This is a genomic window from Mesorhizobium sp. M8A.F.Ca.ET.165.01.1.1 (genome assembly GCF_004792065.1).
Classification (GTDB): domain Bacteria; phylum Pseudomonadota; class Alphaproteobacteria; order Rhizobiales; family Rhizobiaceae; genus Mesorhizobium.
The window spans coordinates 22536-35857 of the sequence record NZ_SRTH01000004.1 but is presented as its reverse complement, the minus strand read 5'-3'; the positions used below and the strand labels follow the sequence as shown (position 1 = coordinate 35857).

Annotated in this window: 12 protein-coding genes; 4 read left to right on the top strand and 8 right to left on the bottom strand. The window is 61.5% G+C overall.

The genetic code is table 11. The features are described 5' to 3' along the window. Positions 1–62: 62 nt before the first annotated feature. Complete coding sequence (locus EN808_RS13455) at positions 63–1331, top strand: O-antigen ligase (protein ID WP_135916048.1); 1269 nt, start codon at positions 63–65, stop codon at positions 1329–1331. A 51-nt stretch (positions 1332–1382) separates the two neighbouring features. Here EN808_RS13455 and EN808_RS13450 read toward each other — a convergent pair whose 3' ends face one another. The 3 genes from EN808_RS13450 to EN808_RS13440 form a co-directional block, all read right to left on the bottom strand. Next, complete coding sequence (locus EN808_RS13450) at positions 1383–2144, bottom strand: alpha/beta hydrolase (protein WP_348629800.1); 762 nt, start codon at positions 2142–2144, stop codon at positions 1383–1385. Positions 2145–2207: 63 nt separating this feature from the next. Further along, positions 2208–3695 (bottom strand): NAD-dependent succinate-semialdehyde dehydrogenase, encoded by a 1488-nt coding sequence (locus EN808_RS13445; protein WP_135916047.1) that lies wholly within the window; start codon positions 3693–3695, stop codon positions 2208–2210. A gap of 17 nt (positions 3696–3712) precedes the next feature. Continuing rightward, the gene (locus EN808_RS13440; protein ID WP_135916046.1) at positions 3713–4939 is read right to left on the bottom strand and encodes an iron-containing alcohol dehydrogenase; all 1227 of its coding nucleotides are present in this window, start codon (positions 4937–4939) and stop codon (positions 3713–3715) included. Positions 4940–5090: 151 nt separating this feature from the next. Here EN808_RS13440 and EN808_RS13435 point away from each other — a divergent pair, with 151 nt between their 5' ends. Together EN808_RS13435 and EN808_RS13430 are read left to right on the top strand one after the other, a co-directional pair. Beyond that, entirely contained in the window at positions 5091–5792 is a 702-nt protein-coding gene (locus EN808_RS13435; RefSeq protein ID WP_135916045.1) for a GntR family transcriptional regulator, read from the top strand. 145 nt (positions 5793–5937) lie between these two features. Continuing rightward, positions 5938–6531 carry a DJ-1/PfpI family protein gene (locus EN808_RS13430; protein ID WP_135916044.1) on the top strand — a complete coding sequence of 198 codons (594 nt, stop codon included), beginning with the start codon at positions 5938–5940 and terminating at the stop codon, positions 6529–6531. A gap of 110 nt (positions 6532–6641) precedes the next feature. Here the strand turns inward: EN808_RS13430 and EN808_RS13425 are convergent, their stop codons facing one another. The 5 genes from EN808_RS13425 to EN808_RS13405 form a co-directional block, all read right to left on the bottom strand. Further along, on the bottom strand, positions 6642–7841 hold the full coding sequence (locus EN808_RS13425) for a mandelate racemase/muconate lactonizing enzyme family protein (RefSeq protein WP_135916043.1): 1200 nt from the start codon (positions 7839–7841) through the stop codon (positions 6642–6644). Between the two features lie 9 nt (positions 7842–7850). After that, positions 7851–8177: an NIPSNAP family protein gene (locus tag EN808_RS13420; protein ID WP_135916042.1), complete on the bottom strand. Its 327-nt coding sequence runs from the start codon at positions 8175–8177 to the stop codon at positions 7851–7853. A gap of 104 nt (positions 8178–8281) precedes the next feature. Continuing rightward, the gene (locus EN808_RS13415; protein WP_135916041.1) at positions 8282–9640 is read right to left on the bottom strand and encodes a mandelate racemase/muconate lactonizing enzyme family protein; all 1359 of its coding nucleotides are present in this window, start codon (positions 9638–9640) and stop codon (positions 8282–8284) included. Between the two features lie 58 nt (positions 9641–9698). Further along, entirely contained in the window at positions 9699–10865 is a 1167-nt protein-coding gene (locus tag EN808_RS13410; protein ID WP_127870437.1) for a mandelate racemase/muconate lactonizing enzyme family protein, read from the bottom strand. 56 nt (positions 10866–10921) lie between these two features. After that, positions 10922–11632 carry a GntR family transcriptional regulator gene (locus EN808_RS13405; RefSeq protein WP_127275487.1) on the bottom strand — a complete coding sequence of 237 codons (711 nt, stop codon included), beginning with the start codon at positions 11630–11632 and terminating at the stop codon, positions 10922–10924. 182 nt (positions 11633–11814) lie between these two features. On the opposite strand from EN808_RS13405, the gene EN808_RS13400 reads away from it, so the two are divergent. Continuing rightward, positions 11815–13293 carry a sugar ABC transporter substrate-binding protein gene (locus EN808_RS13400; protein ID WP_127275488.1) on the top strand — a complete coding sequence of 493 codons (1479 nt, stop codon included), beginning with the start codon at positions 11815–11817 and terminating at the stop codon, positions 13291–13293. Positions 13294–13322: the final 29 nt, after the last annotated feature.

Genomic DNA, 13322 nt, shown 5'->3' with positions numbered 1-13322 from the left:
ACGGGTGAGCAAGGATCGTTCGAACGATTCGCACGCGACCCGGAACATTGCGAAGCAAGGCATTGAACTCGTTTACATCGCTACGGCGCCACCTGACGGCAGAACAGGTCAACCGTGGCTTCTCGATCATCTGCTTCTTTTCGCCGCCAGTGCTCGGGTCGGTGGTGAGCTTCGTATTTCATGGTGGAGCGCTCTGGTCGGTGGTGTTGCTGGTCGCCAGGCGACGCCGCTTTAACATCGACCGGCCGATGCTCGCCATGACCCTTGCGATCTATGCCTATTGCGCGGCGATGGTCCTGGCATCGATCGTCAACGGCACCCTGCGGGCTGATGTCACGCACTTCCTGCCGCTGATCACCTTGTTGGTGTTCCCGATCTCCTATTCGACCTGGAGCATCACCGACAAGGCGACGCTTGCACGCATTGCTGTGCGGGCCAGCGCGGCAGCATGTGCCGGAGCGCTGGTGCTGACCATTGTCCAATATTACTGGATCGGGATGCTGAGAGCCGAAGGAGGGGCTGGAAATCCGATCGTGTTCGCGACGGTCACCTGCCTCGCCGTGATGATGTGCCTTGCGGGCGCTGTGTCGGGAATAGAGAAAGCCTGGAAGACACTCACCGTCGCCGTACTCGCCGGCGCCGTAGCGACCGTCTATTCCGGCTCGCGCATGATCTGGGTAGCCTTGCTGATCGCCATTGTCGCCGTCCTTGTGATCAATCGCCAGAGATTCACGCGATCGAATATGAGGCGGTTGCTGGTGATTGCGGTCGCCTGCTGCCTGCTCACCGCGGCAATCACCTCTCCAATCATCGTAGGTCGCACTCATTTTCTGTTCGATGACTGGAACGCCCTCGCCACCAAGGATGATCATTCCACTCCGCTCGGGCTACGCGTTGGGCTCTGGGACATTGGGATGGATGCATTTCGCGAAGCGCCATTTTTCGGCCACGGCATATCCGCCAGCCGGGCGATTTCACAGCAGGGTTTCAAAAAGCAATTTGGGGTGAGCCAGGGCTTCAACCATTTTCACAACGGCTTTCTGACAGCCTTGGTGCAGGCCGGACTTGTTGGCGCGTTATCATTGGCGGCGATCTTCATCGTCGCGATCTGGAACGCAACGAGGGTTCTTCGCTTCAGTGCCGATCCGTTAGAGAGGTTCGGGGCGACCATGATAGTGGTCGCCGTCATCGTATACCTTGTTGGTGGCCTAACAGGCATCCTTGTCGGCCACGACATTCTCGATTCAACGCTAATGATCTTCCTGATTTCGGGCACATACTTGGCTTGCGGACGAACCGTTTCGCCGATCCGTGAAAGTCAGACGACATAACGGCTGCCGCGACGGCAGGCCCGTGATGTTCTCGCGGGCCGCGTGTCGAATTTATGCGGCCACGACGACGTGGTGAAGCCAGTCGCCCGCGATTGTCCCGCGCAGCCCTAAATCACGTACGCTGTCCATGTGGTTGCGCGCCGTGAGCACGCCCATCGATACACTCAGGTCCTGCCCTATCAGACGATCAGCAAACAATCTGGCTTGCAGGTGAAACGGCTGTGTTTCCCGCTCGCCGACCAACATCCTGACTTTTGTCCGCGAAGAGTGGGATTTGCTTATCGGCGAAAATGCCGCAACTTCCGCGTCGGTCAAGCCTATCAAAGGCTCGAGGAAGGAATGCTGAAGAGGCTTCAAATCATACAGGCCGCCGAGCAGAAGTGCCGCCGAGGGGGGATGTGTCGAATCCTCGTTGAACAAAAAGGTCGCCAGATGCGCGCCGGCGGAATGGCCACTGACGCTTAGCCGACCGGGATCGCCGCCATGGCTGGCGATATTATCCTGCACCCATTGCCTCGCGCGCCGGACCTGGTCGACGATTGCCGCCATCCTGACGGCAGGCATCAGCGCATAGTCGATCACGACCGCGATTGCCCCTGCGCTCGTGACCGTTTCGGCAACGTAGGAATAATCGCTTTTGGTGAACATGCGCCAATAGCCGCCATGGATGAAGATGTGCACCGGGAGGTCCTTGCGCGGTCCCTCCGGAAAGAACAGGTCGAGGCGCTCGGCCTCGTGCGAACCATAGGCGACATCCGCCAGCATAGGCAGCGAAGCCCGCGTCGCAGCGCTGCGGGCGACGATATCGGCCACGATGTCATCGAAATCGGCAACGTGGTCGCGGGTGCGAAAAGGATCCTTCGACATGGCGTCCGCTCAAAAGGTTACAGCGATGTATTTGGCCTCCATGAACTCGGAGATACCGTGGTGCTGGCCCCCTTCCCGTCCTAGGCCGCTCTGCTTGACTCCGCCAAAGGGCGCGGCGGGATCCGACATCAAGCCGCGGTTGAGGCCGATCATGCCGGCCTCGATCTCCGAAGCAACCCGCATGCCGCGCGCCACATCGCGGGTGTAGAGGTAAGCGGCAAGGCCGTATTCGGTGTCGTTGGCGTGGAGGATGGCCTGTGCCTCGCTCTCGAAGCGGGTGATGGGCGCCACCGGTCCGAAGATTTCTTCATGCGCCATGTCAGCGTCCGGCGAGACTTCGGACAAGACGGTCGGAGGATAGAAAAAACCATCTCCCTCAAGCACCGAGCCGCCGCACAGCACCTTGGCACCCCGATTGACCGCGTCCTTGACCAACCGGTCGATCTTGTCGACCGCTTTCTTGGTGATCATGGGTCCACATTCGGTGTCCGCCTTGGTGCCGGCGCCGATCTTGAGCGCGGCCATGCGCCGGGACAGGCCGTCGGCGAACGCATCGTGGATGCCCGACTGGACGTAGATGCGATTGGCGGCCGTACAGGCTTCGCCGGCATTGCGCATTTTGGCGATCATGGCGCCATCGAGGGCCGCACCGAGATCAGCATCGTCGAAGACAATGAAGGGTGCATTGCCGCCGAGTTCCATGGAACAGGAAATCACATGTTTGGCGGCCTCGGCGAGCAAGGCCCGGCCGACCCCGGTCGAACCGGTGAAGGAGAGCTTCCTGACGCGCGGATCGGCCAGCATGGCCGACGTCAGGGGGCCTGGGGTCGACCTCGTCAGCACGTTCACGACACCGTCCGGAACGCCGGCTTCGCTGTAGAGCGCGGCCAGCGCATAGGCCGTCAGCGGCGTCTCGCTGGCCGGCTTCAAAATGACCGTGCAGCCCGCCGCGAGGGCCGGTGCGATCTTGCGTGTCGCCATCGCGGCAGGGAAATTCCAAGGTGTGATGAGGACGCAGATGCCGATCGGCTGGTAGTCGACCACGATCCGGTTGGTCCCGGACGGAGCGGTGCCAAACTCACCGGTGATGCGAACAGCTTCTTCGGCGTTCCAGCGGAAGAATTCGGCCGCGTAAGCCACCTCGCCGCGCGCGTCGCGCAGGGCCTTGCCGTTCTCCAGCGAAATCAGCATGGCAAGCGTCTCCGACCGCTCGACCATCAGTTCGAAACAGCGCCTGAGAATCTCGGAGCGTTTGCGTGGCGCGGTCTCACGCCACCCCTTGGCGGCTTTGGCCGCTGCCTCGACCGCAGCGGTGGCGTCCTCCAGGGTCGCATCGGGAACCGCCGCGATCACCGCCCCGGAGGATGGATCGGTGACCTCGATGAGCCTGCCGTCGGCAGACGGCAGCCATTGTCCGCCGATATAGAGCCGGTGCGGGAAACCTCGCACATCGTAGGGATCCTGATCGAGCTGGAAGGCATTGTAAGGAAGGTTCATCGTCTTGTTCCTGACGTTCACATGGCGCAGGCGGTGAGATCGCCGTCATAGGCCGCCTGGACAAGGCGGCGCATGGCGGCGAGGTCGAATGGGCGCGGGTTGTTCTTGATCAGACGATCGATGCCAAGCGCCTGCTCGGCGGTCCAGTCGAGCCTGTCGGCCGGAAGCCCCAGACCGGCCAGCGTCGGAGTGATACCGATCGCGGCGAACAAGCGTCTGATCTCCTCGATGGTCGCTTCCGCCATTTCGTCGGCGCCACGACCGTTCGCCTCAAGGCCGAGAGCAATCCCTATCTCGGCGATTTCCGCCGCGGCCACACGGCTGTTGTAGCTCATGACATAAGGCATCATCGTCGCCACCCCCAGCCCATGCGGCGTGTGCGTGAGCGCGCCGGCCGGGTATTGCACCGCGTGCGCCGCCGCCGTGCCAGCAGTGCCGAAGGCGCAACCCGCAGCCAGCGCTCCCATCATCACGTCGGCGCGCGCCTCGGCGTCATCGCCGTCGGCGCACGCCTTCTCCAGGCTGCGGCCGAGCAGTTTGACGGCCAGCAGCGCGAAATGATCGGTCAACGGCGTCTTGCCGATGAAAACGTGGCGCTGCGGCAGGCTGAAGTCACCGTCCCGACGCATGGCCGTGAAGGCCTCGATCGCATGGGTGAGCGCGTCGGCACCGGCGATCGCGGTCAGGCCCCGCGGACAGGTCATTGTCAGTTCGGGGTCGCAGATGGCAACCGCGGCAATGAGATGGGGGCTCGATATGCCTACTTTGAGCGTCCGGTCCGGATCGGATATCACCGCGACGGGCGTCACCTCCGATCCTGTGCCGGCCGTGGTCGGTATGGCGATGAGCGGCAGCGTTGGTCCCGGGACTTTGAACTCGCCATAGTAGTCCTGCAGCTCGCCACCGTGGCTGATCAGCAAGGCGGCGCATTTGGCGAAATCGAGACAGCTGCCGCCGCCGATGCCGATCACCATGTCGGGCCGGAAGCCCCTCGCTTCCTCGACGCAGACCGCCACCGAGTCGCGCGGCACGTCAGGGAGGACACCGTCGTGAACCAGCACGTCGACCGACGCTGACTGCAAGGATTCCATGATTTCGGCAAACACCGCCGTGCCGGCGAAACGCTCGTCGGTGCAGACCAGGGCGCGTCGGCCATGGCGACCGGCCACGGCTGGCAGTGCATGACGTTGCCCCTTTCCGAATAGAATGTCGCGTGGGAGCCGGAGGGCTGTGAGAAGGCTCATGACAGGCTGCATCCTTGAGGGGTGTCGGAGAAACTCGCATTGCAAAATCCGCACCGAAGGGAACTGAACGGCGCCGATAAAATCGTATAGGATATAGTATTGCATCGGTCAAACCCTCGTGTTAGCAGTCTCCCCTGTCGAGAGGCGAAAGATGCAACCTGTCAGTTTGAGCAATAATGGTGAGGCGCCCACGGGAGCGGGTCGCATCCAGCGCGCGAGCAGCCTGGCCGAGGACGTTTACGAGGCCATCTTCGCGCAGCTGATGTCGCTGAAGATCGCGCCCGGTTCACGCATCACCGTCGACAATCTGGTCAAGGAATTCGACGTTTCCCATACGCCGATCCGCGAGGCGCTCGGGCGTCTGGAAGGCGAAGGCCTGGTTCTGAAAACGCATCTGATCGGATACCGCGCCGCACAGCAGATCACCCGGCGCCGCTTCGACGAATTGTACGAAATGCGTCTCCTGCTCGAACCGCACGGCGCGGCGAAGGCCGCCGCCGCGATGGACGAGGCCAAACTCGGCACACTGCTTGAGGCGGCAGGCGTGATGTCGCGCCGCGAAGGCAAGGACGAGCGCCTGCGTTATTCAAACTTCGCCCGGCAAGACGCGATTTTCCACGACAAGATCATGGAATATGCCGAAAACGAGCTCATTCGCGAGACGCTGGGTCATCAACACACCCACTTCCACATATTCCGCCTGATGTACCACTCCCGCGTCACCGAGGAGGCGCTGGACGAGCATGAGGCGATCCTCGCCGCGTTCGGCTCAGCCGATCCCGATGCCGCCGCGAAAGCAATGCGCGCCCACATCGAGCACTCGCGCGATCGCCTGCTGCCGGCCTTCGATTGAGGCGAAACCGATGTCCGCGCCGCTGACCGCCAAACACAACACTGAGGAATACCACGCCCCCAACTCGCCATTCTGAGGACGGACAAAGCCAATGCGGGCGCAGCATGGTTCGCCCCGCTCTTTTCACACGACGGAGGAACCGACTATGTCAGGCAAGAAAATATTGATGCTCACCGGCGAGTTCACCGAGGAGTACGAGATCTTCGTATACCAGCAGGCGATGGAAGCCGTCGGCCACACCGTCCACGTGGTCTGCCCGGACAAGAAGGCCGGAGACCTCATCAAGACCTCCCTGCACGACTTCGAAGGCGACCAGACCTACACAGAAAAGCTCGGCCATTTTCAGGTGATCAACAAGACGTTCGCCGAGGCGGAAAAGCAGCTCGATCAATACCACGCCGTATATTGCGCTGGCGGCCGCGGCCCGGAATACATCCGCACCGACAAACGGGTGCAAGCCATGGTGCGCCACTTCCACGATACCCAGAAGCCGATTTTCACGATCTGCCATGGGGTTCAGATCCTGATTGCCGTGGACGGCGTCGTGCGCGGCAAGAAGGTTGGCGCGCTCGCCGCCTGCGAACCGGAAGTGACGTTGGCCGGCGGCACTTACATCGACCTCTCGCCGACGGAGGCCTATGTCGACGGAACCATGGTGTCGGCCAAGGGTTGGACAGCGTTAGCCGCCTTCATTCGCGAGTGTCTGAAGGTTCTGGGGACCGAGATCCGCCACCATTAGACTCGATCGGCGCGTTTCAACAATGCGCCGATTTGCGTTGCGGCAAGATGTGCATCCACGCTTCTTTGAAGCAAGCCCTCGGTCGATGAGATCGAGGGCCGCCCTACCAATCAATCGAAGAAGCCGGCATCCTCCGCCAGCAAATACTTCCTGGCCCCTTCGGCATCGATATCGAGGCCGAGCCCCGGTGCCTCCAGCAGATCGACCATGCTGTCCTTCACGATCTGCTTGGGCAGGCCGATGACGATGTCGTTCCACCAGGGGTCCGAGGCGCTGGGATATTCGAACGCCACGTAGTTGGCGGGCAAGGTGGCGCAGACATTGACCAGCGCGCCGAGGCCCAGCAGGCCGTTCGCGGTGCCGTGCGGCGCCATCAGGATCGAGTGCATATAGGCGTGCTCGGCGACCCATTTGAGCTCGGCAATGCCGCCGATGTCGGCAGGATCCGGGCCGATGACGCGCACGGCCTGGGTCTCGATCAGTTCCTTGAAATTGTGCCTGAGGTAAATCTGCTCGCCGGTATGAATCGGCGTCGAGGTCGAGGTGGTCAGTTCCCGATAGGCTTGCGGATTGACCCACGGCACGTAATCGCCGGTCAGCATGTCCTCGAGCCACATCAAATTGTACTTCTCGACCGCGCGGGCGAACTTGATCGCGTCGGGCAGCATCCAGCCCGGGCCGCAGTCGAGCGCCAGGCTGACCTTGTCCCCCAGCACTTCCTTCATCGCGATCACGCAGTCGAGCATGTGGTTGAAACCGCGCTCACTGATCATGCCCTGATCCATGGCACCGTGATAGCCGGCCTTCTTTTGCGTCACACCGTAATGGAAGTCCTCGACGGTGTCCTTCATGTTGGAATGGAACGAGATTCCCTGCTTGACCATGAAGAAGTTCTGCGGCTGCTCCATCATCCATTTTACGTCGGCGGCGTAGTCCTCCGGCCGGTCGCCCGTGCGTTTCTGGCGGATCGAGCCGTTATAGACGCGCACCTTGTCGCGCACCTTGCCGCCGAGCAGTTTGTATGCCGGCACGCCCGCGGCCTTGCCGGCAATGTCCCAAAGCGCATGCTCGATAGCACTGACCGCCGCGCCATAAGGCTTGAACGAGCCGCGCTGGCGGATCTTCAACATGACCCGCTCGACGTCGGTCGGATCCTCGCCGATCAGCGCTTCGCGGAAATGCAGCACCCAAGGCTTGAGATAGGTCTTGGTGAACTCGACTTCTCCCAGTCCATAGAGGCCCTCGTCGGTTACGACGCGAACGATGGGATGCTTGCCGATAACGGCACAGCGAAGGTCGGTGATCTTCATGGCGCAGTCCTATTTCACAGACGAGAAAGCTGTCGGCGTGAGCATCTGGCTGCTGATATTGCCAACGATCTGCCCGTCGCGCTCAGACTCGTCCCGGGCCCTGTGCCATGCCGGATCGGTGACGAAAGCCGCCCATTTCGCCTCACGCTCGGCCAGCGATTCCCAGGCGAGGAAATAGGTGAGGCGATTGCTGTTTTCGCCGATCGCCGTGGTGAAAAACCCGGCTTGGCGGATGCCATGCCTCTCCCAGATGGCCAGCGTTTGGTCGGAAAAGCGCTTGAGCAAAGCCGGCAGCCTGCCCGGCAGGCAGTCATAGATACGCAGTTCGTAGATCATGGTTTCGTCCGTTTCTTTCTTGGCCTCGCCCTTGGGAGAGGTCGACACCAATGGTCGGTCGTTGGCCCTGTGAGCCTAGGGGGAATGAGGATAAGGGGTCTGGGCTAACTCCAGGTCCGGTCCCAGCTATATTCATTGTCCCAATGCTCGGTGGATTGCCATATCCCCGTGACACCGGGCTGCAGATGCTGGCTGATCACCTCGTCGACCACGTCGTCTATGCCCAGCCCCGGCTTGTCGGGCACGGTGATGAAGCCGTCCTTGACGAGCGGCTTGGGCAGGCCGGTGACGATATCGTCCCACCAGTCGACATCGGCGGAGTGGTATTCGAGCGCCATGAAGTTCTCGGTCGCGGTGGCGACATGCGCGGCGGCCATCGCGGCGATCGGACTTTCGGCCATATGGATCGCCATGGCGACACCGTGATCCTGCGCCATATCGCCGATCTTCTTGGTCTCGAGAATGCCCCCGCTGGTGAGCAGATCCGGGTGGATGACCGAGAGGCCGCCGCTCTTGAGCAGCGGCTCGAAGCCTTCCTTGAGGTAGATGTCCTCGCCCGTGCAGATCGGCACCGTGGTAGCCTGCTGCAATTGCCGGTACTGCTCGGTGTATTGCCAGGGGATCACGTCCTCCAGCCAGGCCGGAACGTATTTCTCGATACGGCGCGACAGGCGTATGCCATCCTGCAGCGAAATGTGGCCGACATGGTCGATGGCGAGCGGGATCTCGTATCCGATCACCGCGCGAACCTCGTGGATGTACTGCTCGAGCAGATCGATCCCCTTTTCGGTGAAATGCAGGCCCGTGAACGGGTGCTGCACGTTCTGCGCGTCATAAGCGAGATTGCGGGCCTTGCGCTCCTCGAGCGTGCCGCCACGGCCGCGCGGATTGGCACGAAACCCTTCGAGCGCGCCGGCAGGCGCGGCCACGGCGCCCTGGACATGGGCGATCTGCATCAAGCCCAGGTCCATCTTGAGGAAGGTGAAACCCCGGTCCATGCGCTGCTTGAGGCGCTTTCCGGTTTCGGTGCCGCTCGGTTTCTCGGCGTCGGTATCGCAATAGACACGTACCTTGTCGCGGAATCGTCCCCCAAGCATCTGGTAGATGGGGACGCCATAGGCCTTGCCGGCGAGATCCCAGAGGGCGATTTCGACCGCCGAGACGCCGCCACCCTGCCGGCCATGCCCACCGAACTGCTGGATCCGGCGAAACAAGCGGTCGATGTCGCAGGGGTTCTCGCCAAGCAACCGGCTCTTCAGCATCAGCGCGTAGGTGGCGCTTGCGCCGTCGCGCACCTCGCCAAGCCCGACGATGCCCTGGTTGGTGTAGATCTTGAGCAGCGCCGAGGTGAACGGCGCGCCGACGATTTCGGCCACCCGCATGTCGGTGATGCGAAGCTCGGACGGCTTCGAGTTGGTGTTGACCCGGTTGAGGGCCTCGTCGGCTCCATCCGTCTTTGGCATGACTTATCCTCGTTGTGGTCGGCGGGGCCTGTCGCCCCGCATGCTGCCGATGACGTTGCTAGCCCAGTTGGATCTCATGGGCTTGCAGGTAATCGCGGTTCATCTCGATGCCGAGACCCGGCCTCAACGAAAGCTTGAGGCTGCCGTTCGAAACGTCGAGCGGCCTGTCGATAAGATGATCGTACTTGCCCAAATTCCACTCCGACGTTTCGAGCTTGTAGAAATTGGGAACGGTCATCATCACCTGCGCTCCCGCAACCACGTTGATCGGTCCCGCGGCGTCATGGGGTGAGACCGGGATGTAATAGGCTTCGCACAGAGCGGAAATCTTTTTGAGTTCGGTTATGCCGCCGGTCCAGGTGACGTCGGGCATGATGTAGTCGGCGAGCTTGTTCTCGAGTACCGGGATGAAATCCCACTTCGTGTGGCCGCGCTCGCCCCACGAGATAGCGGCGCTGACCTTGTCGCGCACCTGCTTGAGGGCGTTAAGGCTCTCGGGCGGGCAAGGTTCCTCGAACCAGTCGATCTGGCCGGCTTCCTCGAGGCTGCGACAGAGGCGAATGGCGGTGGGGACGTCGAAGCGGCCATGCGCATCGATAAGGATGTCGACATCAGGGCCTGCCGTTTCGCGGATCAGAGCCGTGAGTTCGGCCGCCTCGCGCTCGTCCTTGCGGGTCATGCCGCCATCGAGGTAGCCGTCCCGCTGTTCACGCGACACGCCGTCGGCACCGCGACCCTGGTGGGGGAAAGGATCGAACTTGAGAGCTGTGTGCCCGGACTCGACAATGTCCAGGATCTCGCGGACCACAGCATCCTTGCTGGTGAATTTGGCCTGGTTGGGATGGGTATAGAGCGCGATTTCATCGCGGACCGGCCCGCCCAACAGTTCGTAGATCGGCTTGCCGAGGACTTTGCCCCTGAGATCCCAGAGAGCTATATCGATCGCGCTCACGCATTCGACCGCGGCGCCACGGCTGCCCATATAGGTGAAGCTGCGGAATATCTTGTGCCAGAGGTATTCGATGCGCGCCGGGTCCTCTCCTGTCACCGCGGCTCCGATCTGTCGAAGGATCGTGCAGAGCGCGCGGTTGGCTAGCTTGGTGGTGGTGGTGATCTCTCCCCAGCCACTCACCCCCTCGTCCGTCGTCACCTCGACGAACAGGAATTCCCCCCAATAAGAAGCACCAGACTTGATCAGCCACGGCCGAACGCTCGTGATTTTCATTTCAATACCTTTGTCAGCAATGGTCAGCCACGATGTTCCAGACTTGACCCCTGGTCCTATCCGGCCCGGGCGGCGTTGCGCGCACGCATCTGTTCGAGAACATGCCGGCCGGAACCCTCGACATGACGGGAAATGAGTTCGGCTGCCTTGTCTGCCTCTCCCGCCTTGATGAGCGCGATGAGTTCGCGGTGCTCGCGAATGATCGCCGCACGCCGCGCCAGCGTGAAATTGAAGCGCCGGCTCACCGCCCGCAACACTTCGCGATGCTTCCACCAGAGCTCGGCGGCATGGCGGTTATAGTGCCGCTGGTACATCACGGTGTGAAAGGCGGTGTCCAGTTCACTGTGCCTGAAGGTGTCGGCGAAATTGTTCTCTTCAATCAGCGCCTGGATACGTTCGAGCTCGGCGATGTCCTCGCCTGTAGCCATATTTACGAACCATCGCGTCAGGGCCGGCTCGATCAGCACACCGATCTCGTAGATATCGCGGACGAAGTCCTGATCGATGGGCCTTACACGCGCCCCGCGGTTGGGTGAGAAGATGACGAATCCCTCGCCCCGCAACAGCTGCAGGGCCTCGCGCACGGGATTGGTCGAGGTGCCGTGGCGACGGGCGAGATCGGTGACAACAAGCCGTTCGTTGGCGGCGAGTCGTCCCTCGATGATGTCTTCCCTTATCAGCTCGTAAAGGGAAGCGCCCTCGCTGGAGGCCCCGATAGCGTCGATCCCCGGAGGTGGTTTTGCTTTAAAATCGTTTGTTTCGGCCAAGGCCGGCTCCCCAAATTAATACACAGTCAGTCCGATATCATGCACGGTTTCCATAAACAATGTACGATCTGACGCGTTGACAGGCAATCCGTGATCTGAAAACGTACTAAGTGATCGAGAGGATACACCGTACTGAAAAGCCATCCTCGCGATCGCAGGGCGGAGAACCAGGGAGGATACCTATGACGAGGATCATGCTCGGCAGTGCGGTCCTGCGCGGCACTGTCGTCGGTGTTTTGGCGGCATCGCTTATGTCCACATCGGCGCTGGGTGCGCCGCCGGTCGACCTGAGCAAATGGTCGCCTGAATATGTGCGCTCGATCGCCGGAACACAGGATTTCGACACGGCCGGCGATTGCGCCAAGGTCACCCCGCTCGATTACAAGGGGCGACTGACTTTCTGGTATCAGGGCGTGTTCGAGGGCGATCCCGACCTCCTGCGCCAGTACTACAAGGATTTCTTCGAGACTTTCCGCAAGACCTATCCGAACATCCAGCTCGAGGAACAGGCCCTCACCTATAACGACCTTCTCGACAAATTCCGTACGGCACTGCTGGGCAATGCCGCGCCGATGGCGGTCCGTCTGCAGATCCTGGGTGGTACCGAATTCGCCTCGAAGGGCTATCTGCAGCCGCTCAAGCCGGAGGATGTTGGCTATTCGACCGAGGATTTCTGGCCGGGCGCCATGAAGGCGGTGACCTGGGATGGGGTGACCTACGGCGTTCCAACGAACAACGAGACGATGGCGTTCATCTGGAACGCCGACATCTTCAAGCGTGCGGGCCTCGATCCGGACAAGGCTCCGGCAACCTGGGACGACGTCGTCAAATATTCCAAGCAAATCCACGACAAGCTCGGCATTGCCGGCTACGGCCTCGTGGCTCGCAAGAATGCCGGCAATACGCCCTATCGCTTCATGCCGCAGCTGTGGGCCTATGGCGGCGGCGTCTTCGACGAGGCCACCGCGAACCCGACCTACAAGCAGGTGGAGCTCGACAGCCCGCAGAGCAAGGCCGCGCTGCAAGCCTCATATGACATGTACGTCCGCGACAAGTCGGTTCCGGTCTCTGCACTTACCAACCAGCAGGCCGACAACCAGCCTCTGTTCGTCGCCGGCCAATTGGGCATGATGGTCTCCCACCCATCCGACTACAACGTCATGCTCGACCTCCAGGCAAAGGCGACCGGGACCGACAAGGACAAGGCGCAGACCGTCATCGACAACATGCGCTACGGCCTGATCCCGACCGGCCCCGACGGCAAACGCGCCGTCGTGTTCGGCGGCTCGAACATTCACATCCTGAAGCCCGAATATGTAGAGGGCGGCAAGGTGGACGAGCCGGCCGCGAAGGCGATGATCTGCATGTGGGCTAGCCCTGAATGGTCGCTGAAAATGGCCTATGCCGGCTCCAACCCGGGCAATCTCAACGGCTTCAAGACCAAATGGATGAAGGAACGCCTGGACCATATCAAGTTCCTCGATGTCACGACCTCGATGCTGCCGTATGGCATCCCGTTCCCGGCGCTGCCGGAGTCCCCCGAGATCATGAACATCATCGTCCCGGACATGCTGCAGAATGCCCTGACCGGAGCTATGACCGTCGATCAGGCAGCGGACGACGCGGCCAAGAAGGTCAAAGACCTGATGGGCGGACTCTAGTCCGGACCTGACCTCCGATCTGGCCGGCT